Consider the following 23,495-nt stretch of genomic DNA (forward strand, 5'->3'; position numbering starts at 1 on the left):
GCGCACGTGACGCGCTGCGCGCCCGAACCGGCTGGGATACTGGACCGGTGAGCCGTCCCCAGCCGTACCCGGTGATTCCCGCCGAGCTGCTCCCCCGGGACGGCCGGTTCGGCTCGGGGCCGTCCAAGGTCCCCGCGGACACCCTGCGGAGCTTCGGCGAGCGGGCTCACCGGGTGCTGGGCACCTCGCACCGCCAGCCCCCGGTGAAGTCGCTGGTCGGCCGGATCCGGTTCGGCCTGAGCACCCTGTTCCGGCTGCCGCCCGGCTACCAGGTGGTGCTGGGCAACGGCGGCTCGACCGCTTTCTGGGACGCGGCCGCGTTCTGCCTCGTCCGGCGCCGCAGCCAGCACGTCACGATCGGGGAGTTCTCGGCCAAGTTCGCCGCCGTCACCCGCGGCGCGCCCTTCCTGGCCGAGCCGAGCCTGCGCCCGGCCGAACCCGGCGCGGCGGCCTACCCCGAGTGCGAGGAGGGCATCGACGCCTACGCCTGGCCGCAGAACGAGACCTCGACCGGGGTGATGCTCGACGTGCGTCGGGTGGCCGGCGCCGAGCCGGCAGCGCTGCACCTGGTGGACGCCACCTCGGCGGCGGCCGGCCTGCCGGTCGATGTGAGCCAGAGCGACGTCTACTACTTCGCGCCGCAGAAGGGCTTCGCCGGCGAGGGCGGGTTGTGGATCGCCTTCTTCTCTCCGGCGGCGCTGGACCGGGCCGCTGAGCTGAGGGCGTCCGGGCGCTGGATCCCGCCGTCGCTGGACCTGGTCACCGCCATCGACAACAGCGCCAAGGACCAGACCTACAACACCCCCGCCATCGCCACCCTGTGGCTGCTGGCCCACCAGATCGAGGACATGCTGGAACGTGGCGGGCTGGCCTACACCACCGGGCGCAGCGCCGAATCCGCCGCCCGGCTGTACTCCTGGGCCGCCGACTCGGCCTTCGCCAGCCCGTTCGTCACCGACCCGGCGGTGCGCAGCTCGGTGGTGGGCGTCCTCGACTTCGCCGCCGAGGTGCCCGCCGGCCGGCTGGCCAAGGCCCTGCGCGCCAACGGCATCGTCGACACCGAGCCCTACCGGGGGCTGGCGCGCAACCAGCTCAGGATCGGAATGTACCCGGCCGTGGACCCCGACGACATCTCGGCCCTGACGTCCTGCATCGACTGGCTGGTGCCGCGGCTCGACTGAGCCGGGGCCGGTTGTTGGGCCGGTTGTTGGACCGAGCCGGCTGTGCTGTCCATCTTCGGGGCGGCCACGGCGTGGACAATCAGTTTCCGGGGCCGGTCACCGTATCGTCGCGGGCATGCGAGTGCTGCGTCTGGTCGGTCCCGGTGAGGACGGCACGTCCCTGATCGTGGAAGCGGTCGAAGCCGGCAGCCTCGAGGGTGAGCGCTTCGCCCTGTCGCTGGACGACCGGCTGCGCACCATGGCCACGGTTCAACCAGATCAGCAGACCGAGACGCCGGAATCCACGCCGGCAGAAAGCAGCGGCCCGGTGCCGACTCCCCGTGAGATCCAGGTCCGGGTGCGATCCGGCGAGAGCGCCCAGGCGGTCGCCGACGAGGCCGGCATCCCGCTGGAGCGAGTGATGCGCTTCGCCTTCCCGGTGTTGCAGGAACGGGTTCGGGTCACCGACGAGGCCCGCCGGGCGCGGGCCCGGCGGGGCGGCGACGGGCTGCTGGTGCCGTTCGGTGAGCTGATCGACAGCCGGCTCGGGCGGCACGGCGTCGACCCGGCGTCGGTGCGTTGGGACGCCTACCGGCGCGAGGACGGCGGCTGGACGGTCACCTCGAAGTTCAGCTCGCACGAGCGCGACGTGCTGGCGAAGTTCTCCTTCGCGCTGGTGAACCGCACCGTCTCGGCGCTGGACGACATCGCCGCCGACCTGCTCTCGGACCGGCCGGTGCAGGCGCTGCTGCCCCCACCGCCGGCGCCCGAGCCGGTCGCGGACCCGGCTGAGTGGGCGCCGGACTGGGACGCCGCGCCGCCGCCGCGCCTGACCGCGGTGCCCAATCCCGGCCGGGCCGACGCGCCGGCGCGCCAGCAGGAGACCGGTGGGGCAGTCCGGCCCCCGTCACGCCGGCAGAAGGCCCACACCCGACCGGTTCCGATCCACACCGAGGACGAGCTGTTCGACCAGGACGCCTTCGAGCAGCAGCCCTGGCACGAGCCGCCGTTGCCGTTCGAGGCCGGCCGCGACAAGGCGGCGACCAGCACCCCGCCGCGGCACCGGGCTCAGCGGCCCAGCGGCGAGGCCCGCGACGGCGCGAGCTCCGAGATGGTCGCGCCGGGGAGCGGTCAGGCTCCGACCACCGCGCCCGAGCCGGCCGCGCCCGAGATCACGGACTCGCCCAGCTTCGAGCAGCCGGACTTCGAGCAGCCGGACTTCGTCCCCGCCGAGGAGCTGTTCAAGCCGGCGCCTTCCGGTCGGGGCAACACCGCCACGGCGATGCCCGCGGCCGAGGACCAGAGCGCCGAGGCTGAGGACGCGGGCGGCGACAGCGACCTGGTCAGCGCGCGGACGGGCGCCGGTGACGGGCAGAACAAGCGAGGCCGGCGATCCGGCGAGAAGCCCCGGATGCCGTCCTGGGACGACATCCTGCTCGGCGTTCGGCACAAATCAGACTGACCCTTTGACTGGCTCTCTGGCTGAGGGCGGCTGAGGGGGCCTGCCGGGCACCTGAACCGGGTCTAAAACCATTGGCCCGTTGTCAGGGCGCCGTCGTAGGGTGAGTCACCGTGACATCCGCGGCGAACGAGGCACCAGCGACCGGCCTTGAGGCCGCCTCGCACGCTTCGGTACGCGGCCTGCTGCGCCTGTGGCCCTGGCTGCGCCCCTACCGCGGCTACCTGATCTTCATGCTGGTCATCGCCACCATGGCAATGGTCGTCCAGTCGATCCTTCCGATCATCACCGCCGCCCTGATCGACGGCCCGATCGCCCGCGGCGAGCCGTCCGGGATGTACCCGCTGATCGGGCTGGCGCTGCTGTTCGGGGTGCTCGAGGCGGTGCTCTTCGGTGTCCGGCGGTGGGCGATGAACGTCTCGTCACTGGCCATCGAGACCGATCTGCGCCGTGACTTCTACCAGCACCTGCAGCGCCTTCCGGTCAGCTTCCACGACCGGTGGCCCTCGGGCCAGCTGCTGTCACGGGTGACCAGCGACCTGAGCATGCTGCGCCGGTTCGTCGGCTTCATGGCCGTCTTCGTGGTGGCCAACCTGGCCGTCATCGTGGTGGTGCTGGCGATGATGATCAAGCTGCACCCGCTGCTGGGCCTGGGCGTCTGCGTGGTGATGATGCCGCTGGCCGTGGTCACCCGGCACTACGAGCGGCGCTACAACATCGAGGCCCGCAAGGCACAGGACCTGACCGGTGACCTGGCCACCGGCGTCGAGGAGTCGGTGCTGGGAATCCGGGTGATCAAGTCCTTCGGCCGCCGCGGCCAGCTGCTGCGCACCTTCACCGGCGACGCCAGCCGGTTGCGCGAGGCCGAGCTGGGAAAGAACCGGACGCTGGCCACCCTGTGGACGATCATCGGCACCTACCCGCAGTTGGTGCTGGCCGGCGTGACCTGTTTCGGGATCCTGGCAGTCGGGCGCGGCTCGCTCAGCCAGGGCGACCTGGTGGCGTTCATCACCCTGCAGTTGCGGCTGAACTGGCCGCTGATGGCGATGGGCTGGCTGATCGCCGGCACCGAGGAGACCGTCGCGGCGACCGCCCGGCTGTTCGAGGTCTTCGACACCGCCAGCGACATCACCGACCCGGCGGAGCCGGCGCGTATCAGCGCGCCGTGGAGCCAGCCGGCCCAGCTGCGCTTCGACAACGTCTGCTTCCGGTTCCCGGGCGCGGCCGCCGACACCCTGCATGAGCTGAACCTCGACATCGCGCCGGGCGAGACGATGGCCCTGGTCGGTTCCACCGGATCGGGCAAGACCGTGCTGACCTCGCTGGTCTCCCGGCTGCACGACGTGACCGGCGGCGCGGTCCTGATCGACGGCGTGCCGGTGAGCCGGCTCCGGCTGGAGGAACTGCGCCGCACCGTCAGCACCGCCTTCGAAGAGGCCACCCTGTTCTCAGCCAGCGTGCGTGAGAACCTCAGCCTCGGCCGCCCCGAGGCCACCGACGACGAGATCGCCGAGGCCATCGAGATCGCGCAGGCCGGCTTCGTCCACGAGCTGCCCTACGGCCTGGAGACCCGGGTGGGCGAGCAGGGCCTGTCGCTGTCGGGTGGCCAGCGGCAACGCCTGGCGCTGGCCCGGGCCGTGCTCGGCCGGCCCCGGGTGCTGGTGCTCGATGACCCGCTGTCGGCGCTGGACGTGCACACCGAGGCCCAGGTCGAGAAGGCGCTGCGCCGGGTGCTGGGCGCGACCACTGCCCTGGTGGTGGCCCACCGCGCCTCGACGGTGCTGCTCGCCGACCGGGTCGCGCTGCTGGACGGCGGCCGGATCGCCGCGGTCGGCACCCACAGCGAGTTGATGGCCACCAACCGGACCTACCGCAGCCTGCTGTCCCAGGACGGCTCCGTCGACCTTCCCCCGGACGCCACCCAGCACGTCGAGGAGGCCCGGGTATGAGCACCGAGCCACCCGACGCCAAGCCACTCGACGCCAAGCTGTCCGGCGCGGCGGGCGTGGAGCTGTCCGGCGCGACGGGCGCGGAGCAGCCGGCGGCGGTGCCGGTCGTGCAGTGGCGCGGCAGGTATGACCGCAAGGAGGCCGAGGACGAGCAGGTCGAGGTGCCCGAGGGCCGGCCGCGCCTGAACCCCGAGGCCCGGCGGCTGCTGTTCGAGCTGATCCGGCCCTACCGGCGCCAGGTCATCATCCTGCTGATCCTGGTGATCGGCCAGGTGCTCACCACGATGGCGGCGCCGCTGCTGATCGGGATGGCGATCGACCACGGCCTGCCCGACGCGCTGGACGGCGACTACCGGACCCTGATGCAGCTGACCGGGGCGCTGGTCACCGCCGCCACCACGTCCGGGATCCTGCAGTGGATCTTCCTGCGCCGGACCGGCGTGGTCGGCCAGGCGGTCCTGTTCGACCTGCGCCGCCGGGTCTTCGACCACACCCAGCGCTTGAGCGTCTCCTGGCACGAGCGGTTCACCTCGGGCCGGGTGATCAGCCGGCTCACCTCTGACATCGACACCCTGCGCGAGCTGCTGGACTCCAGCCTGGACGGCCTGCTGCTCGCGCTGCTGAACATCGTGGTGATCTCGATCGTGATGCTGGTGCTCGACCCCTGGCTGGCCCTGATCGCCCTGGCCGCGCTGTTCCCGCTGCTGGTGCTGTTCCGGTGGTTCTCGGCGCACTCGACGGTGGCCTTCCGCCGCACCCGCGAGACCGTGGCGCTGCTGATCGTGCAGTTCGTCGAGACCCTCAACGGCATCCGGGCGGTGCAGGCGTTCCGCCGCGAGCCCCGTAACGACGCCATCTTCGAGGGCTTGAACACCGACTACCGCGACGCCAACCGCAAGGTCTTCGACCTGCACACGATCTTCATCCCCGGAGTCACCCTGATCGGCAACGTCGCCACCGTGACGGTGCTCTTCGCGGGCGGTTACCGGGTGGCTCAGGGCGGCCTGGCGCTCGGCGTGCTGACCGCGTTCCTGCTCTACCTGCGGGAGTTCTACGGCCCCATGGAAGACGTCGCGATCTTCTACAACTCGCTGCAGTCAGCGACCGCGGCGATGGAGAAGCTGGCGCTGGTGCTGGCCGAGGAGCCGGCGGTCCCCGAGCCCGTGACCCCGGCGCCGTTGCCCCACCCCACCGCCGGCGAGGTCCGCTTCGACTCGGTCAGGTTCAGCTACGACCCGGGGGCGGAGCGGCCGGTCACCGTGCTGCACGAGCTCGACCTGTGCATCGCCAGCGGCCAGACCGTGGCGCTGGTCGGCGCCACCGGCGCCGGCAAGACCACCATCGCCAAGCTGATCAGCCGGTTCTATGACCCCACCGAGGGTCAGGTGCTGCTGGACGGGGTGGCTCTGAACCAGCTGTCGGACCTCGACCTGCACACCGCGGTCGTGATGATCACCCAGGACGGCTTCCTGTTCTCGGGTTCGGTGGCCGACAACATCGCCTTCGGCCGGCCGGACGCGTCGCGGGCCGAGATCGAGCAGGCGGCCCGGGCGGTCGGAGCCGATGAGTTCATCCGGCGGCTGCCGGCCGGCTATGACACCGACGTCCGCAAGCGCGGCGGCCGGCTGTCGGCCGGCCAGCGGCAGCTGATCGCGTTCGCCCGCGCCTTTCTGGCCGATCCGGCGGTGCTGATCCTGGACGAGGCCACCTCCAGCCTCGACATCCCGACCGAGCGGGCGGTGCAGCAGGCGCTGCGCACGGTGCTGCGCGGGCGCACCGCCCTGATCATCGCCCACCGGCTCTCGACCGTGGCGATCGCCGACCGGGTGCTGGTGCTCGACGCCGGCCGGGTCGTCGAGGACGGCACCCCGGCCGACCTGATCGCCACCGTGGACGGCCGGTACGCCGCGCTGCACACCGCCTGGCTCGACTCGCTGGTCTGAGCGGGCCGGCTGCTCCAACCTCGGGCCGGCTCCTTCCTCACTGACCGCCCAAATCCGGTTGACCGGCGCGGGACAGTCTGGGCATGACCGACGCCTTCGACCCGGTGGACGCCCAGCTCCGTTCCTGGGTCGAGGAGCGGGATTTCTCCGGCATCGCCGCGGTCCGCCGCGGCGGGGTCGTCGAGTTCGAGGGCTGCTACGGCATGGCGAACAGGTCGGACTCGGTGCCGATCACCCCGCAGACCCGGTTCGCGCTGGCGTCGGTGTCGAAGATGTTCACCGCGGCGGCGGTCGCCACGCTGGTCCGGGACGGCCGGGTCGCCTTCGACACGCCCGTGGTGTCGGTGCTGCCCGCGGACCGCCGGCCGGCCACCCTGCGGCCGGACGTGACCGTGCACCACCTGCTCAGCCACACCTCGGGCATCGCCGACTACGCCGAGGAGGAGGACGAGGACTTCGACTACGGCGCGCTATGGACGGACCGGCCGGTGGCCGCGATGCTGCGGCCGGCGGACTTCCTGCCGATGTTCGGCGACCTGGAGCCCTACCGGCCGCCGGGCGGGCCCTGGCAGTACTCGAACGCCGGCTTCATCGTCCTCGCGCTGATCGTCGAGGAGCTGACCGGGCAGCCGTTTCTCGAGGCCGTCGGCGAGCGGGTGCTCGGACCCGCGGGCATGACCGCGAGCGGCTACTTCCGCTCCGACGACGTGCGGCCCGACGTCGCCATCGGATACCTGGAGCGAGCCTCGGCCGACCAGCCGTGGCGCACCAACGTGCACGCCACGCCGGTCGTCGGCGGCGGGGACGGCGGGGCGCACTCGACCGCCGCGGACCTCGACCGGTTCCTGCGCGCCTACGACGACGGCTCGCTGTTCGGGCCCGCGCTGCGGGAGGAGATGCTGACGGCGCGCGCCACCGTCGACCCAGGGGTCGAGTACGGCTACGGCGTGTACCTGCTCGGCGGGTGCTTCGGGCACAACGGCGGCGACCCGGGCGTGACCGCGGTCGTCCAGCGGCTGTCCGCGGCGGACCTGTCCGTCGTGGTGCTGTGCAACGTGGAGGCGCCGGTCATGCAAGCCCGCACCCAGTTGCTGGCCGCGGCCACCGGAGCCTGAGCTCCCCTGCCGGAGCGTGTTGCTCCAGCCCAGGGGAGCTCAGGCGGCGGTGAGCTTCGGCGGCGCGCGCTCAGGCGGCGCGCGCTCAGGCGGCGCGCGCTCAGGCGGCGCGTGCTCAGGCGGCGCGCGCTCAGGCGGCGCGCGCTCAGGCGGCGCGCGCTCAGGCGGCGGCGTGCTCGCTGACCGCCCCGCCGACCGGCTCCAGCGCCAGCTCCAGCACCTCGCGCACGTCGCTGACCAGGTGCACCGTGAGCGCGTCGCGCACCTCGGAGGGCACCTCGTCCAGATCGGGCTCGTTGCGGCTGGGGATCAACACGGTGCTGATGCCGGCCCGGTGCGCGGCCAGCAGCTTCTGCTTCAGCCCGCCGATCGGCAGCACCCGCCCGGTCAGTGAGACCTCGCCGGTCATCGCGACATCCGAACGCACCAGCCGGCCCGACAGCAGCGAGGCCAGCGCCGTGGTCAGGGTGATCCCGGCGCTCGGGCCGTCCTTGGGCACCGCGCCGGCCGGGAAGTGGATGTGCACCCCGCGGTCGGCCAGCTCGGACACCGGCAGTCGCAGCGACGCCCCGTGCGAGCGCAGGTAGGACAGCGCGATCTGGGCCGACTCCTTCATCACCTCGCCGAGCTGGCCGGTGAGCCGCAGCTCCGTGGAACCGGTCTCGGCGTCGGCCAGCGACGCCTCCACGAACAGCACGTCGCCACCGGCGCCGGTCACCGCCAGGCCGGTCGCCACCCCGGGCACCGCGGTGCGCTCGGCGGTCTCCGGGGTGTGCCGGGGCCGGCCGAGGTAGTCGCGCAGGTCCTCCGGGCGCACCGTGACCGGCTCGCCCGACACCGCGCCGTCCTCGGCGAGCGCCGCGCGGGCGGTGATCTTGCGCAGCACCCGGGCGATCAACCGCTCCAGGTCGCGCACACCGGCCTCGCGGCTGTGCTCGCTCGCCAGCCGGCTCAGCGCCTCGTCGGTGAAGCTCACCTCGGTGGGTGTCAGTCCGGCCCGCTCCAGCTGCCGGGGCAGCAGGTGGTCCCGGGCGATGGTGACCTTCTCGGCCTCGGTGTAGCCGTCCAGTCGCACCAGCTCCATCCGGTCCAGCAACGGCCCGGGAATCGAGTCGAGCACGTTGGCGGTCGCCAGGAACAGCACGTCGGACAGGTCCAGCTCGACCTCGAGGTAGTGGTCACGGAAGGTGTGGTTCTGCGCCGGGTCCAGCACCTCGAGCAGCGCCGCGGTCGGGTCGCCGCGGTAGTCCGAGCCGACCTTGTCGATCTCGTCCAGCAGCACCACCGGGTTCATCGATCCGGACTCCTTGATAGCCCGCACGATCCGGCCGGGCAGCGCTCCGACGTAGGTGCGCCGGTGGCCGCGGATCTCGGCCTCGTCCCGCACTCCGCCCAGGGCGACCCGGACGAAGTTGCGGCCCATCGCGCGGGCCACCGACTCGCCCAGCGAGGTCTTGCCGACCCCGGGCGGCCCGACCAGCGCCAGCACCGCGCCGCTGCGCCGCCCTCCGATCACGCCGAGGCCACGGTCGGCCCGCCGGCGGCGCACCGCCAGGTACTCCACGATCCGCTCCTTGACGTCGTCCAGGCCGGCGTGGTCGGCGTCGAGCACCGCCCGCGCCTCGCTGATCTGGTACGAGTCCTCGGTCCGGGTGTTCCAGGGCAGCTCCAGGACGGTGTCCAGCCAGGTTCGGATCCAGCTCACCTCCGGCGACTGGTCGGAGGTGCGCTCGAGCTTGTCCACCTCGGCCAGGGCCGCGGCATGCACCTTCTCCGGCAGGTCGGCGGCCTCCACCCGAGCCCGGTAGTCCTGCTCCTCGCCAGCCGTCGCGCCGTTCAGCTCGGCCAGTTCCTTGCGGACCGCGGCCAGCTGCTGGCGCAGCAGGAACTCCCGCTGCTGCTTGTCCATGCCCTCCTGGACGTCCTTGCGGATGGTCTCGGCGACATCCAGCTCGGCCAGGTGCTCCCGGCCCCAGGCGAGGAGCCTGCGCAGCCTCATCGCCACGTCCGCGGTCTCCAGCAGCCAGACCTTCTGCTCGTTGCTCAGGTAGCCGGCGTAACCGGCCAGGTCCGCCAGCGCGGCCGGGTCGGTCATCGACCGCACGGTGTCGATGAACTGGAAGGCGCCCCGCTGCTGCAGGATGCTGGTCGCGATCGACTTGTAGTCGCGCGCCAGCTCGGCGAGCTCGCGCGCGTCGCCGGACGGGACCACCAGCTCGGTGGCCTCCACCCAGAGTGTCGCGCCGGGACCGGTGGTGCCGGTGCCGATCTTGGCGCGCCGGGTGCCACGGACCACGGCAGCGTGCTCGCCGCCGGGCAGCCGGCCGACCTGCTCGATCACCCCGATGGTGCCGAAGCCGGAGTACTTGCCGTCCAGCCGGGGCACCAGCAGCACCCGCGCCTGCTCGCTCGCGCCGGAGGCGGCGCCGGTGGAGGCCTGAGCGGCCTCGACCGCGGCGCGCGCCTCGGGGTCCGACATCGGAACCGGGACGACCATCCCGGGCAGCACCACCACGTCGTCCAGCGCAAGCATGGGTAGTGCGGAAGTCTCAGCCATTCTCGTCCTCACTCTGAGCGGGCCCAGGGAAAACTTGAGCCACACCGACTCAACCTGGTGAGGACGCGCTTTGTTTCGACCCGCCGTTCGCCCACAGCGATCAGTCAAGTGCGCACTACGAAAGCTGCCGTGACCTGACTGATCCGCCAGAGTCGGGACGCGACAGCATCGACCACCGGACTTGAGCATCCTGGCCGACCACGACCACGTCACCTTTTGACAGCAACGACATCAAGGCGCGCTACGAGGCGGTCGAAGCCGAGCGGCACCGGCTGCTCACCTGACCCCTGGCGCCAGCCGGACCGTCCGGCGACTGAGACAACCGAAAGAGAGTGACTATGCGCCCGTTCACCATCGAGATTCCGCAGGACGACATCGACGACCTGCACCGCCGCATCGCCGCCACCCGGTGGCCCGACGAGATCCCGGGCGCCGGTTCGGAACGCGGCGTGGAGTTGAAGCACCTGCGCGAACTGGCCGACTACTGGCGCAACGGCTATGACTGGCGCGCCGCCGAGGCTGCGCTGAACCGCTTTCCGCAGTACCTGACCGACATCGACGGGCAGACGGTGCACTACCTGCACATCGAGTCGCCGGAGCCGGACGCGCAGCCGCTGCTGCTCACCCATGGCTGGCCCGGCTCCTTCGTGGAGTTCGCCGACATCATCGGCCCGCTCACCGACCCCCGCGCCCACGGCGGCGACGCCGCGGACGCATTCCACCTGGTGGTCCCGTCGATTCCCGGCTTCGGATTCTCCAGCCCGCTCAGCGGGATCGGTTGGGACGTGCCGCGGGTCGCGGCCGCCTGGGCCGAGCTGATGGGCCGGCTCGGCTACAGCTCCTACGGCGTCCAGGGCGGCGACGCGGGCGCGGTGATCTCGACCCAGATCGGGCGCGCGTACCCGGACCGGGTGGTCGGGGTGCACGTCAACATGCTCATGACCTTTCCGTCCGGCGATCCGGCCGAGATGGTCGACCTCAGCGAGACCGACATGGCCCGGCTTGGCAGGCTGGCCCAGTTCGACGCCGACCTGTCCGGCTACATGAAGATCATGTTGACCCGGCCCCTGACGCTCGGGTACGGCCTGGAGGACTCGCCGGTCGGCCTGCTGGCCTGGATCGGGGAGAAGTTCCAGGAGTGGGTCGACCCCAACGCTCCCGGGGGCGCGGTCAGCCGCGACGCGCTGCTGACCAACGTCGCCCTCTACTGGTTCACCAAGACCGCGAGCTCGGCCGCCAACTTCTACTACGAGGGCGCCGAGGGCATTCGTCAGATGGCGGCCGGCAACGTGCCTCCGCCACCCACCGTTCCGTTCGGCGTCGCGGTGTTCCCGCACGATCTGTTCGTGCCGATCCGCCGCTTCGCCGACCGTGACCTGCCGACGCTGTGCCACTGGACCGAGTTCGACCGGGGCGGCCACTTCGCCGCCCTGGAGCAGCCGGAGCTGCTCATCGGCGACATCCGGACGTTCTTCCGGTCCCTGAAGTAGGGGGGAGCGGGAGGGACCGGCCGGAACCCCGGCCGGTCCCTCCCGTGGCTACGTCCCTGCCGTCGCTACGGGCGCACCACCAGCGCGGACCCGCCACCGAGGCGCACCGGCTCGGCCGCGGCCGTGAACCGGTTGCCCGGCAGGAACTCGATGCCGGTGGCGTTACCGATGTACTGGTCGCGCGGCAGCACCGGCCCGGTCTGCTGCCGGAACTGCTCGCCGTACCGCGCGGTCAGCTGCTGCGCCTCCGGGGTGGCCAAAAAGGCCGGCTCGGCGTCGGTCAGCGCGCCGTTGCGCTGGCTGGCCCGCGGCGCGGCGATCGCCTGCGGCAGGCTCATCCCGAAGTCGATCCGGTTGATCAGGATCTGCAGCACGGTGGTGATGATGGTCGCGCCACCCGGCGAGCCGACGGTGAAGAACGGCGCGCCGTCCTTGAGGACGATGGTCGGGTTCATGCTCGACCGCGGCCGCTTGCCCGGCGCGGGCAGGTTCGGGTTGTAGACGCCGGGCGACGACGGGGCGAAGTCGAAGTCCGTCATCTCGTTGTTCAGCAGGAAGCCACGGTTCGGCACCGTGATGCCGCTGCCGGCCAGCTGCTCGATGGTGTTGGTGTAGCTGACGATGTTGCCCCACTTGTCAGCGGTGACCAGGTGGTTGGTCTGGGTGCCCTCGTGCACCGGGTGCTGCGCGGCGGTGGGGGCCGAGCAGCCGGTGTAGGGCGGGAACGGCTTGCCCGGCGCGACCGGTGAGGTCAGCGCGGTCTCGCCCACCAGGCAGCTGCGGGTGGCGGCGTAGGCCGGGTCGAGCAGGCCGGCCTGCGGGACGGGCTCGTAGTCGGCGTCGCCGATGTAGGCGTTGCGGTCGGCGAAGGCCAGCCGGGACGCCTCCAGGTAATGGAACAGCGCCCGGGCCCGTGGCTCGGTGGACAGGTTCCAGGTGCTGAGGATGTTGAGCGCCTCGCCGGTGGTCAGGCCACCGCTGGACGGCGGCGCCATGCCGTAGACGTCCAGGCCCCGGTATTTGACGTGGGTCGGCGTCCGCAGCTTGGCGACGTAGTTCTCGATATCGCGCTCGGTCATGATGCCCGGGCGGACGGTGACAGGCGTGCCGGGGTGGACCGGCGGCCGCTGCACCGTGCGGGCGATCTCCTCAGCCAGCCGGCCCTCGTAGAAGTAGTCCGCACCGTGACTGGCCAACCGCTGGTAGGTGCGGGCCAGGTCGGGGTTGCGGAACCTGGACCCGACCGGCAGCGGCTGGCCCTCGGGGGTGAGGAACAGCTTGCGGCTGCTGGTGAAGGACTGCAGCGCGGTCAGCGCCTTCTGCTCCTGCTGGTGGAAGTCCAGGGTGACCGGGAAGCCGCGCTTGGCGATCTCGATGGCGGGCTTGAGGTTGGCGCGCAGGCTCTTGTTGCCGTAGTCCTCGACCGCCTTGGCCCAGGTGGCGACCATTCCCGGCACGCCGACCGACAGCCCCGAGATGCGGGCGTCCTGGAAGGGGTACGGCTTGCCGGTGCTCGGGTCGATGAACAGGGTCGGGGTGCAGGCCGCCGGGCAGGTCTCGCGGCCGTCGATGGTGATGATCTCCTTGGTCTTGGCCAGGTAGATCATCATGAACCCGCCGCCGCCCGGGCCGGCCACGAACGGCTGGGTCACCCCGAGCGTGCTGGCCACCGCGACCGCGGCGTCGACGGCGTTGCCGCCGGACTTCAGGATCTCGATGCCCGCCTTGCTTGCGTTGAACTCGGCCGAGGCGACCGCTCCGCCGCTGCCGGTGGCCACCGGCATCTTGGAGTAGCTGGGCTTGGACGGCTTGGCGGTGGCCGTCGAGCCGGTGGAGACGAGTGCGGTGGCGGTCAACGCCGTGACCGCCACCGCTGTCGTGAGCAGACGAGAATTCACTTCGGGACCCCCAGGGGTGAGCAGTAGGCCCCACAACCCGTACTCGGCCGGTCGCCGGGTGTCAACGGTGTCGACAGAAAGCGAGGGCGGGTCCGCTACCCGTGTGAGCTATGGACAACCAGGTGCGGAGGGAGTAAATATCCTAATCCCCTGATTCGTCCTTAAGGAGATCCTATGGTGCGTAAGTTGCTGGTCTCGCTCGCTGCGCTCGTAGCGACCCTGGGGTTGATGGTGCCTTCGGCCACCCACGCCTCGGCATTGGGTGAAGAGTGGCTCGGCTGCTGGGTCACCCCCGGCGAGGACTCGTACTGGGCTCCCGAATGCTGGGGCGGCGCCACTGGCGGCTATGTCAACGTCGAGTTCTCGGTAAGAGGCGAGACCAGCCCTTCGACGTACGACTGGGCGGTGCCAGCGCTCTATCAGAGCAGGATCTACGCGGGATGCGGGCCGACCCAGAGCTTCTGCAAGGTGCGAGTGCAAGCCAGCTCGCACCAGATCACGGTGTCGGTCACCCTCACCCAGGACGGGGCCACCGCGACCCACACCGCGGCCGCCTACGTCGACCGTTGGTGCGGCTGGTGGTGCTGACGGCACAGCCGTCCGGACGATACGTACCTTCAAACGCCTGACCGATCGCGGCCGGTGAAGCGCTGAGGCGCCGGAGCTGATCCGTCGGCCTCAGCCGGTCAGCTGCGCCAGCGCCACCGCGCCGGCCGTCGCCACGTTGAGCGAGTCCACCCCGTCCGCCATCGGGATCCGGACCCACTCGTCGGCGGCGGCCAGCGCGGCCTCCGACAGCCCCGGGCCTTCGGCGCCCAGCAGCAGCGCCCAGCGATCCGGGACCGCCACCCGGCTCAGGGCAATGGCCGCCGGCCGCGGCGTCATCGCCAGCAACCGCACGCCGGCGCCGCGCAGCAGTCCCAGCGAGGCCGGCCACGGCTCGCCGAGCACCGCGAAGCCGACCCCGAAGACGTGACCCATCGAGACCCGGACGCTGCGCCGGTACAGCGGGTCGGCGCAGCGCGGGTCCAGCAGCACCGCGTCGACACCGAACGCGGCGCAGTTGCGAAAGACCGAGCCGAGGTTCTCGTAGTCGTTGATCGACTCCAGCACCACGAACCGGTTGCCGGCGGCGATCAGGGACTCGGCGGCCACCGGCGGGGGCCGGTCCACCGCGGCCAGCACGCCCCGGGTCACCCGGAAGCCGACCACGTCCGACAGCGTCCACTTGTCCAGCTCGTACACCGCGACGCCCAGCCCGGCCAGCACCGGCGCCAGCGCGTCGAGCTTGGCCGGCACGCCGACCACGGCCCGGATCCGGTAGCCCGACCGGGCCAGCCGCTGCACCACGTTGACGCCCTCGGCGATCACCACGCCCCGCCGCAGCGCCGAGCCGTCGGCCTGCATCAGGTCCCGGAAGTCCGCCAGCCGCGGATCGGCCGCGTCGGAGATCAGCACCCGGTCCGGCCCTGAGCCGCTCATCCTGAACCGCTCATCCTGAACCGCTCATCCTGAACCGGACGCGGCACCGGCAGCCGGTTCGGCCACCTCATCCGAGCCGTTCCGGCGGCGGAGCAGGTAGCCGGCCACCACCAGGGTGGCGACCAGGCAGACCAGGGCGCCGCCCAGCATCCCCCAGCGCGGGCCGAACAGCTCGGCGATCCAGCCCACGAAGGGCGCGCCGATCGGGGTGCCGCCCATGAAACACAGGATGTAGAGGCCCATCACCCGGCCGCGCACGGTCGGCTCGACCCCCAGCTGCACGGTGGCATTGGCCGACTGGGCCAGGACGATCATGGCGAAGCCGGCCGGGACCAGCGCCACCGCCGTCAGCTCGAAGCTCGGCATCAGCCCGGCCAGCAGCTCGGCCACGCTGAAGGCCAGCGCGGCGCCGATCAGGAACCGTGGGGTCGGCCGGTTGCGGCGGGTGGCCGAGACCAGCGCTCCGAGGGTGGCGCCGACGGCCAGCATCGTCGACAGCAGCCCGAACGAGGCGGCGTCGCGAGCGAACACCTGCTTGGCCAGCAGGGCGATGTTGATCTGGAAGTTCATCCCGAAGGTGCCGACGATGAAGATCAGCAGCATCGGCAGCATCAGGTCGGCTCGGGTGCGCACGTAACGGACCGCCGCCCGGTACTGCCCGGGGCGGCGCCGCACCGGCTCGCTGGAGATCAGCTCGGCCGACCGCATCAGGGCCAGCCCGAGCAACACCGCGATGCTGGACACCGCGTTGAGCAGGAACGCCCAGCCGGTGCCGAACGCGGTGATCACCAGGCCGGCGACCACCGGGCCGATCATCCGGCCCAGGTTGAAGTTCATGGAGTTCAGCGCCACCGCGTTCGGCAGGTCGGCAGGTCCGACCATCTCCACCACGAAGGCCTGCCGGACCGGCCCGTCCAGTGCTGAGAACACTCCCAGCAGCCCGGCCAGCGCGAAGACATGCCAGAGCGCCACGACGCCGCCGACATCGAGCAGCCCCAATGCCAGCGCGGTGAGTCCCATCCCGGCCTGGGTGGCCAGCATCAGCTTGCGCTTGTCGAGCCGGTCGGCCAGCGCTCCCCCGTAGAGGGAAAGCAGCAAAGCGGGCAGGAACTGCAGTGCGGTGACGATCCCCAGCGCAATTCCCGAGTCGGTCAGCTGCAGCACCAGCCAGTCCTGCGCGATCATCTGCGCCCAGGTGCCGGTCAGCGAGATGAACTGGCCGAAAAAATACAACCGGTAGTTGTGGACCGCCAGCGAGCGCAACGGGCTCGGCCAGTTACCCCGGCGCGTCGGAACCGGAGCGGCCGGGGCCGGGCTCACCGGCGCCAGGCCCACCTCGGCGGCGGGCTCGTCGGCATCGGCGCCTGGAACGCGCGCCGCCGTCACTCAGAGCCCAGCCTGTCCAGGACTTCGACCGCCTCACCGAGCTTGCGCAGGTCCTCGGCCGAGAACTCGACCAGCCGGTTGGCCAGCCACTCGTCCCGGGCCCTGGTCTCCTCGGCCAGCAGGTCGCGTCCGGCCGGGGTGATAGCGATGATCGACTGCCGCCGGTCCTCCGGCTGGGAGGTGCGCTCGATCCAGCCCGAGTGCTCCAGCGAAGCCAGGATCTTGGTCATCGACGGCGGCTGGACCCGCTCGATCGCGGCGATCTCGCCGGCGCTGAGCGGACCGGACTTGCAGATGGTGGCCAGCGCCGAAAGCTGGGACAGCGTGGCGGCGGTGTTCACCCGCTGGGCGCGGAGCCGGCGGGCGGCGCGCAGCAAGGACAGTCGCAGCGCGGAGGCGAGCTGGGCATGGTCGGGCAGCGTCTGACTCACATTTTTAGCCTAGCTAACAAAAATGGCAGTCACCACCGCCCGCCCGGCTCAGCTGATGCCGAACAGCGTCTTGAGCGGCTCAAGTGCGAAGTAGACCGCGAAGAAGGCCGCCACCCCCCACATCAGCGGGTGCACCACCCGGGCCTTGCCGACGGCGGCCTGCAGCACCACGTAGCTGACGAAGCCGGCGCCCACCCCGTTGACGATCGAGTAGGTGAACGGCATCAGCACGATGGTGAGGAAGGCCGGCACCGCCAGCTCCACGGCGTGGAAGTCGATGTTGCGCACCTGGCGCATCATCAGCACGCCGACCACCACCAGCGCCGGCGCGGCCGCCTCGGACGGCACGAACTGGGCCAGCGGCGACAGGAACACCGTGACCAGGAACAGCAGCCCGGTGACCACCGAGGCGAGCCCGGTGCGCGCCCCGTCGCCGATGCCGGCGGCCGACTCGATGTAGGTGGTGGCCGAGGACGCTCCGGTCACACCGCCGGCGATCGCGGCGACACCGTCGACCAGCAGCACCGGCTGCAGGTTGGGCAGCTGGCCGTTCTCATCGAGCAGCTCGGCCTCCTGCGCCAGCCCGATGGTGGTGCCCATCACGTCGAAGAAGTCGCTCAGCACCAGGGCGAACACGATCACCACGGCCGCGACGATCCCGACCGCGGAGAACCCGCCGCCGAGCGAGAACTGCCCGATCAGGCCGAGGTCCGGCATGCCGAAGTCCTTGCCCTGGAAGGACGGCACGTTCAGCGCCCAGCCCTTGGGATTGACCACCTTGCCGGTGGCGTCGGTCTGCGAGCCGATGTCGCCGACCGCCTCGACGATGACCGCCAGCACGGTGCAGACCACGATGCCGATCAGGATCGCGCCGCGGACCTGGCGGGCCATCAGCACGGCGGTCAGCAGCACGCCGATCACGAACACCAGGGTCGGCCAGCCATTGAGGTGCCCGCTGATGCCGATCTCGACGGGGGTACCCGCTCCGCGCCGGACGAAACCGGCGTCGACCAGCCCGATCAGCGCGATGAACAGCCCGATCCCGACGGCGATAGCGCTCTTGAGCTGAGCCGGGATGGCCCGGAAGACCGCCACCCGGAAGCCGGTCAACACCAGCACGGTGATCACCAGGCCCTCGATCACCACCATGCCCATCGCGGCAGGCCACGACATCTGGGTCGCCACCTGGAAGGCCACGAAGGCGTTGAGCCCCAGCCCGGTGGCCAGCGCGAACGGATAGCGCCCGATCAGCCCCATCGCGATCGTCAGGACGCAGGCCACCAGCGCGGTCACGGCCGCCACCGCCGCCAGCGCCGGCGCCTGGCCGCCGCCGAGGTAGTTGCCGTTGACGTCCTTGACGGTGCCGATGATCAGCGGGTTCAGCACCACGATGTAGACCATCGCCACGAAGGTCACGATGCCGCCGCGAACCTCCCGCGAAACCGTCGAGCCCCGTTCGGTGATGGAGAAATAGCGGTCCAGGCCGGAGCTCGGCCGGGTGGTGCTCGATGCGGTGGTCGGCATGCTGCTCCAGGTGTCGGGGGGCTCGGGATGAGGCGCAATGTGCCCGGTCACGATTGGGGGTCGGTGGCGTAGCCTGCCCAATTGTGAGCAGGACTGGCAAGCCCCGATCACCGGCTGCCACTTCGACGACCCCTCCGGCTCCGCCATACCCGGCCCAGCCGGAGCAGGCCGAGCCGCGGCCGGTCCCGAGCAGCGTGGACGGCACCAAGATGATGGCCGTCGACGCCCGCCGGGTGGTGCTGGCCGGCACCGTCGCGTTCGGCCTGGCCTTCGTCGTCCTGCTGCCGTTCTGGTCCTGGCTGGGTGAGCACGGGCACCGGGTCTGGCTGTGGACCGCGCTGGCCGGAACGGTGCTCGGCCTGGTGGCGCTGCCGCTGGTCCGCAAGCACACCGGTGAAGGCCGGCTTGGCTGAACTGGTCCTGCGCCGGCTGCGGCTGCGAGCGGCCCCCGGGAACCTGCTGCGAGCACTGGCAGCCGCCGGTGACCTGGACACCAGGGTGCTGGTCTGCCTGGCCGGCCGCTGGGCCGGGCAGGCTCCCCTGATCTGCTGGAACCCGACCCGGGTGGTCACCGATCCTCGGCTGATCGGCGGTGCCGCTGAGCCGTCCGGTGAGAAGCTGTCCACTGGCGAGTCGTCCGCGGGCGAGTTGGGCGAGCTGTCCGCGGGCGAGCTGGGCGCCGTCGGGGGCGGCTGGTTCGGCTGGTGGAGCTACTCCGGCCCGTCCTGGTTCGGACTCTTCGAGCAGGTGCTGCGCCGCGACGCCGGCGGTGACTGGTGGCTCGAGTCGATCGCGGGCGGCTCCGCCGAACGGCTGGCCGAGCAGGCCGCCGTGATCGAGCGGATCGGCGACACCGCGCCGCCGCCGGTCCGGCTACCACCGGCGATCAGCTGCCTCACCGGCACCTCGCGGCAGCGCCACCTCGCCGCGGTGGAGCAGGCCATCGCCGCGATCCGGGCCGGTCAGCTGTACCAGGTCAACGTGTGCGCCCGGTTCCAGGCGCGACTGACCGGCTCGCCGGTCGAGCTGTTCGCGGCCGGGCTGGACCGGCTGGCCCCGGGCTACGCCGCCTTCGTGCGGACGCCGGACCGGACCGTGGTGAGCTTCTCGCCGGAGCTGTTCCTGCGCCGGGAGGGCGACCTGGTGCGCACCGCGCCCATCAAGGGCACCCGGCGCAGGCTGGGCTCGGCCGCCGATCAGGCGGTCACCGATCACGCGGTCACCGATCACGCGGTCACCGATCAGCAGACGGTCGATCAAGCGGTCACCGATCACGCGCTGGCCGATCAGCTGATGGCCCGTGACCTGGCCCAGTCGGCCAAGGACCGCGCCGAGAACGTGATGATCGTGGACCTGATGCGCAACGACCTGTCCCGGGTCTGCCTGCCCGGCAGCGTCGACACCCCCACGCTGCTCAGCGTCCGGCCCGCTCCCGGCGTCTGGCACCTGGTCTCGGAAGTGACCGGCCGGCTGAGCCCCGGTGCCACCGACTCCGACCTGTTGACGGCCTGCTTTCCGCCCGGCTCGGTCACCGGGGCGCCGAAGATCCGCGCGCAGCAGCTCATCGAGGAGCTCGAAGGCGTCGACCGCGGCGTGTTCACCGGCGCGGTCGGCTATCTGAGCCCGCTGCCGGCCCGATCCGCCGGCCTGCCGGGCCGGGCGGAGTTCAACGTCGCGATCCGGACGTTCGAGATCTCCGGCGACCGGGTGGAACTCGGCGTCGGTGGCGGGATCACCGCCGATTCGGTGCCGATGCAGGAATGGCAGGAATGCCTGGTGAAGGCGGCGCCGCTGCTGGCCCTCGGTGGCGCGGCGGTGACCGAGGACCGGCCGCTGCCGGCGCCATCGGTGGTGCGGGCCGAGCACGGCGTCATCGAGACCATGCTCGCGGTGGACGGCCGGATCGTGGCGCTGGCCGATCACCTGTCCCGGCTGCAGGCATCCTGCCTGGAGCTGTACCGGCTCGGGCTGCCTGCTGAGCTGCCCCGTCACCTGCACCAGGCGGTGGCCGGGCGCACCGGCCGGCAGCAGGTGCGGTTGCGTTTCGGCCCCGGCCTGCGCGCTGCCGAGATCGAGGTGGCTGCCGCGCCGCGGGGCTTCCATCCGGTGTCGCTGCGGCGCCAGGCCGGGCGCACCGGCAGCTGGCGGCACAAGTGGGCCGACCGCGACTGGCTCAGCGGGCTGGAGCGCGCGGGCAGCTGGCCGCTGTTCACCGAGCCCGGCCCGGACGGCGCCGAGCTGGTGCTGGAGACCAGCCGCGGCAACGTCGCCGTGATCTGCCAGGACGGCGTGCTGCGAACCCCGGTGCTAGGAGAGAACGTCCTGCCCGGAATCACCCGTCGGCGGCTGCTGGACGCCGCCCTGGACCGCGGCTGGCCGGTCGCGCTGGAGCCGGTTCCGCTAGTCGCGGTCCGCCGCGCCCGGCTGGTGCTCAGCCTGTCCAGCATCCGGGGGGTCGCCGCCGTCGAATTCCTGGACGGCGCCCGCCTCGACGTCGACGAGGCCCTGCTCGCCGAGCTCGGCGGCTGGCTCGGCTGACGGGCCGCCTTCGACGCCGTCGAGGTCCTGAGAACCGTCAGAGTCCCGGGGCAGCAGGTCGATCAGATCGTCCTCGAAGACCTCGCCCAGCTCGTCGGCTGCCGGCTCGAGCACCACCTCTGAGTGCGCCCCGCAGCCGTACTCGACCGACACCACCTGCCCGTCGGCCTCGACCACCTCGTTGCCGCACACCCCAAAGGCGGCTTGCAGCGAACCTGCCAGCGGCAGGAAGAACCCGCAGGTGCCACAGTTGCCCGGCGCCTGCTTGGCCATCGGGTTGTCCGGGCCGTGCGAGCCGGCGAACCAGCGCTCGGCAGCCTCCAGCCGTCCCAGCCGGGACAGCACCCGGACCCGGCCCAGGCCCAGCTCGAAGGACACCTGCTCGACCTGGGGATCGTCGGAGAGCAGGTAGGCCGGCGCCAGCCGGGGGTCATCAGGAGCGGTCGGCAGCAGGTCACCGGGGCTGAGGTCACCGGCTTGCACCCGCTGGCTCCACGGCACCCACTCCGGCGCGCGCAGCGAGTTCTCACCCGGCAGCAGCACCACCTCGGCGACCGTCGGCTCGCAGTCGGGCGCCCGCACCACGGTGACGGCCCAGAACCAGCCGACATAGCCGGGCAGCGAGGCGGCGAAGGCGTGGGTGGCGGCCAGCTCACCTTCGGGGTGCACGCCGAGGTGCTCGCCGACGTCGGAGCCGGCCATCTCGACGGCGGCAGCCCGCGCCAGCTCCACCGCCGCGGCGGTGGCGGGGTCAACGGTCTGAGGTTGACTCGACGGGCTCGGAGCGGTCACCCACCTATTGTCGCACCACGACGGGCAGCTGAGCACATTGCCGGGGCATCGACCGGTGCGGTGGGGCAGGATATAACCGTGACGGTGGGAGACGGTTCGTCCTGGGCCGGGCAGGCGGGTGGGGACGGCTATTCCGCCCCCACCTACTCCGATGCCGCCGCTCGCTCAGGGGCTCCTCACGAGCCCGCCCCGCACCCCGATTCCCGCGGCGGCCCCGATCCCCGCGGGCGCGAGTCCGATGAGCCCGATCCCCGCGGCGCCTCCCGTGAGTCCGATGACTCCCATCCCCGCCGCCGGGTGAACAGCCCGCCCGCTGCCAGAAGGGGCCGGCGATCCGCGCCCCGGGTGTCGGTCCGGCCGGTGAACACCGGCAACGTCACGGTGACCCGGGCGGTGCTGGCCCGCAGCAGCTACCTGTCCCGGCTGGTCACCCACAAGGTGATCTCGGCCAGCCAGGCCGACGGCGCCCGCGAGTCCGGCCTGACCGCGCTCATCTGGAACCAGGTGATGTCCTACGGCTCCGACGCGATGGTCACCGTCGCGTTGGCCGGCACGGTGTTCTTCTCCGCGCCGTCCGAGGCCCAGCGCGGCAACGTGCTGCTCTACCTGCTGATGACGATGGCCCCGTTCGCCCTGGTGGCGCCGGTGATCGGGCCGGCGCTGGACCGGGTGCAGCACGGGCGGCGCTGGGTGATGGCCGGCACCGCGTTCGGCCGGGCGGCCCTGGCGATCGTGATGGCGATGCACTTCACCGACCTGCTGCTGCTGTTTCCGGCCGCGCTGGGCTCGCTGGTGCTGTCCAAGGCCTACGCGGTGATCAGGTCCTCGGCCGCGCCGCGGCTGGTGCCGAGCAACCTGACCCTGGTCGAGGCCAACGCCCGGCTGTCGATCTTCGGCCTGGCCGCCGCGCTGCTCGGCGGTGGGCTGGTGGGTGTGGTGATCAAGGTCACCGGCTCCTACTCGCTCGGCCTGTGGATCACCGCCACCGCCTTCACGCTGACCGGCATCTCGGCGTTGCGGCTGCCCAAGATCGTGGACGCGCTGCCCGCCTCGCTGCGGATGAAGGGCGACCTGCGCGCCGCCCGGGCCAACCGGCGCCGGCCGCACGGGCTGTTCGGCCGGCTGCTCGAGTGGAGCCGGCGCGGCTTCGCCCCGCCGGTGATCGTGGCGCTGCAGGGCGAGTCGACGCTGCGCTGGCTGGCCGGCTTCCTGACCATGTTCCTGGTCTTCTACATCGAGTCGGTGTCACACGGCTGGCAGGCGGTGGCCAGCCTGGGAGCGCTGGGGGCGGCCAGCGGGTTCGGCACCTTCGTCGGCACCGGCATCGGCACCCGGCTGCGGATGGCCCGTCCGGACCTGATCATCCTGGTGTGCACCTCCGCCGCGGCTATCGGCTGCCTGGCCACCGCGGTGCTGTTCAGCTTTCCGGTGGCGATCGCGGCGATGCTGGTCAGCGCGGTGTCCAACGCGCTGTCCAAGCTGTCGCTGGACGCGATCATCCAGCGGGACGTGGCCGAATCGCTGCGGTCCTCGGCGTTCGGGCGTTCGGAGACCTTCCTGCAACTGTCCTGGGTGCTGGGAGCGACGATCGCGCTGCTGTTGCCGGCCGGCAACGGCCGGCTCGGTTTCGTGGTGGCGGCCTGCGTGCTGATGTTCGTGGCGATCACCATGGCGCTGCACGAGCGGGCGCTCAGAGGGCACCGGTCCACGCCAGCCGGAACCCCGCTGACCGCCGAAGGTAATCTCGGCGAGTGAGTGTGCCGCGCCCGAC

At 71.7% G+C, this 23,495-nt stretch carries 16 protein-coding genes and 1 pseudogene; 10 read left to right on the forward strand and 7 right to left on the reverse strand.

Annotation, left to right across the window (positions count from 1 at the left end):
- The first annotated feature begins 47 nt into the window (after positions 1-47).
- From serC to VF557_01155, 5 genes are all read left to right on the forward strand, one after another.
- Positions 48-1,181 (forward strand): phosphoserine transaminase, encoded by a 1,134-nt coding sequence (gene serC, locus VF557_01135; protein HEX8078793.1) that lies wholly within the window; start codon positions 48-50, stop codon positions 1,179-1,181.
- A gap of 115 nt (positions 1,182-1,296) precedes the next feature.
- The gene (gene sepH / locus VF557_01140) at positions 1,297-2,622 is read left to right on the forward strand and encodes a septation protein SepH (GenBank protein ID HEX8078794.1); all 1,326 of its coding nucleotides are present in this window, start codon (positions 1,297-1,299) and stop codon (positions 2,620-2,622) included.
- A 110-nt stretch (positions 2,623-2,732) separates the two neighbouring features.
- The gene (locus VF557_01145; GenBank protein HEX8078795.1) at positions 2,733-4,568 is read left to right on the forward strand and encodes an ABC transporter ATP-binding protein; all 1,836 of its coding nucleotides are present in this window, start codon (positions 2,733-2,735) and stop codon (positions 4,566-4,568) included.
- Entirely contained in the window at positions 4,565-6,511 is a 1,947-nt protein-coding gene (locus VF557_01150) for an ABC transporter ATP-binding protein (protein ID HEX8078796.1), read from the forward strand. The genes VF557_01145 and VF557_01150 overlap by 4 nt, the downstream gene beginning before the upstream one ends.
- 83 nt (positions 6,512-6,594) lie before the next feature.
- Positions 6,595-7,626: a serine hydrolase domain-containing protein gene (locus VF557_01155; protein ID HEX8078797.1), complete on the forward strand. Its 1,032-nt coding sequence runs from the start codon at positions 6,595-6,597 to the stop codon at positions 7,624-7,626.
- 160 nt (positions 7,627-7,786) lie between these two features.
- On the opposite strand, the gene lon is transcribed toward VF557_01155, so the two are convergent.
- Positions 7,787-10,183, reverse strand: coding sequence for an endopeptidase La (gene lon / locus VF557_01160; GenBank protein HEX8078798.1), 2,397 nt, complete (start codon positions 10,181-10,183; stop codon positions 7,787-7,789).
- A gap of 338 nt (positions 10,184-10,521) precedes the next feature.
- Here lon and VF557_01165 point away from each other — a divergent pair, with 338 nt between their 5' ends.
- Positions 10,522-11,673, forward strand: a complete 1,152-nt coding sequence (locus VF557_01165; GenBank protein ID HEX8078799.1) for an epoxide hydrolase — start codon at positions 10,522-10,524, stop codon at positions 11,671-11,673.
- Positions 11,674-11,738: 65 nt separating this feature from the next.
- Here the strand turns inward: VF557_01165 and ggt are convergent, their stop codons facing one another.
- A complete protein-coding gene (ggt, locus tag VF557_01170; protein HEX8078800.1) occupies positions 11,739-13,571 on the reverse strand; it encodes a gamma-glutamyltransferase in 1,833 nt (610 codons plus the stop codon).
- 174 nt (positions 13,572-13,745) lie between these two features.
- On the opposite strand from ggt, the gene VF557_01175 reads away from it, so the two are divergent.
- Positions 13,746-14,159: a hypothetical protein gene (locus tag VF557_01175; GenBank protein ID HEX8078801.1), complete on the forward strand. Its 414-nt coding sequence runs from the start codon at positions 13,746-13,748 to the stop codon at positions 14,157-14,159.
- A gap of 90 nt (positions 14,160-14,249) precedes the next feature.
- On the opposite strand, the gene VF557_01180 is transcribed toward VF557_01175, so the two are convergent.
- The 4 genes from VF557_01180 to VF557_01195 are packed head-to-tail and all read right to left on the reverse strand — an operon-like array spanning position 14,250 to position 18,394.
- Positions 14,250-15,053: an RNA methyltransferase gene (locus tag VF557_01180; protein ID HEX8078802.1), complete on the reverse strand. Its 804-nt coding sequence runs from the start codon at positions 15,051-15,053 to the stop codon at positions 14,250-14,252.
- Between the two features lie 24 nt (positions 15,054-15,077).
- Entirely contained in the window at positions 15,078-16,439 is a 1,362-nt protein-coding gene (locus VF557_01185) for an MFS transporter (protein HEX8078803.1), read from the reverse strand.
- The gene (locus VF557_01190; GenBank protein HEX8078804.1) at positions 16,436-16,870 is read right to left on the reverse strand and encodes a MarR family transcriptional regulator; all 435 of its coding nucleotides are present in this window, start codon (positions 16,868-16,870) and stop codon (positions 16,436-16,438) included. Before VF557_01190 ends, VF557_01185 begins: the two co-directional genes overlap by 4 nt.
- A gap of 48 nt (positions 16,871-16,918) precedes the next feature.
- Positions 16,919-18,394 (reverse strand): NCS2 family permease, encoded by a 1,476-nt coding sequence (locus VF557_01195; protein HEX8078805.1) that lies wholly within the window; start codon positions 18,392-18,394, stop codon positions 16,919-16,921.
- Positions 18,395-18,477: 83 nt separating this feature from the next.
- On the opposite strand from VF557_01195, the gene VF557_01200 reads away from it, so the two are divergent.
- Both VF557_01200 and VF557_01205 read left to right on the forward strand, forming a co-directional pair.
- Complete coding sequence (locus tag VF557_01200; protein HEX8078806.1) at positions 18,478-18,807, forward strand: DUF2530 domain-containing protein; 330 nt, start codon at positions 18,478-18,480, stop codon at positions 18,805-18,807.
- A 418-nt stretch (positions 18,808-19,225) separates the two neighbouring features.
- Positions 19,226-20,800 (forward strand): annotated as a pseudogene (locus VF557_01205) (bifunctional anthranilate synthase component I family protein/class IV aminotransferase).
- On the opposite strand, the gene VF557_01210 reads toward VF557_01205, so the two are convergent.
- Complete coding sequence (locus tag VF557_01210) at positions 20,795-21,724, reverse strand: DUF3027 domain-containing protein (GenBank protein HEX8078807.1); 930 nt, start codon at positions 21,722-21,724, stop codon at positions 20,795-20,797. The pseudogene VF557_01205 and the gene VF557_01210 sit on opposite strands and share 6 nt — an antisense overlap.
- A 78-nt stretch (positions 21,725-21,802) precedes the next feature.
- On the opposite strand from VF557_01210, the gene VF557_01215 reads away from it, so the two are divergent.
- Positions 21,803-23,479, forward strand: coding sequence for an MFS transporter (locus VF557_01215; protein HEX8078808.1), 1,677 nt, complete (start codon positions 21,803-21,805; stop codon positions 23,477-23,479).
- Positions 23,480-23,495: the final 16 nt, after the last annotated feature.

The sequence above is a fragment of the Jatrophihabitans sp. genome, assembly GCA_036389035.1.
Taxonomy (GTDB): Bacteria; Actinomycetota; Actinomycetes; order Mycobacteriales; family Jatrophihabitantaceae; genus Jatrophihabitans_A.

Coding starts and splice junctions, on each gene's coding strand:
- sepH (HEX8078794.1), top strand. CDS start 1,297: ATGCGAGTGCTGCGTCTGGTCGGTCCCGGTGAGGACGGCACGTCCCTG.
- VF557_01150 (HEX8078796.1), top strand. CDS start 4,565: ATGAGCACCGAGCCACCCGACGCCAAGCCACTCGACGCCAAGCTGTCC.
- VF557_01155 (HEX8078797.1), top strand. CDS start 6,595: ATGACCGACGCCTTCGACCCGGTGGACGCCCAGCTCCGTTCCTGGGTC.
- lon (HEX8078798.1), bottom strand. CDS start 10,183: ATGGCTGAGACTTCCGCACTACCCATGCTTGCGCTGGACGACGTGGTG.
- VF557_01165 (HEX8078799.1), top strand. CDS start 10,522: ATGCGCCCGTTCACCATCGAGATTCCGCAGGACGACATCGACGACCTG.
- VF557_01175 (HEX8078801.1), top strand. CDS start 13,746: ATGGTGCGTAAGTTGCTGGTCTCGCTCGCTGCGCTCGTAGCGACCCTG.
- VF557_01180 (HEX8078802.1), bottom strand. CDS start 15,053: ATGAGCGGCTCAGGGCCGGACCGGGTGCTGATCTCCGACGCGGCCGAT.
- VF557_01195 (HEX8078805.1), bottom strand. CDS start 18,394: ATGCCGACCACCGCATCGAGCACCACCCGGCCGAGCTCCGGCCTGGAC.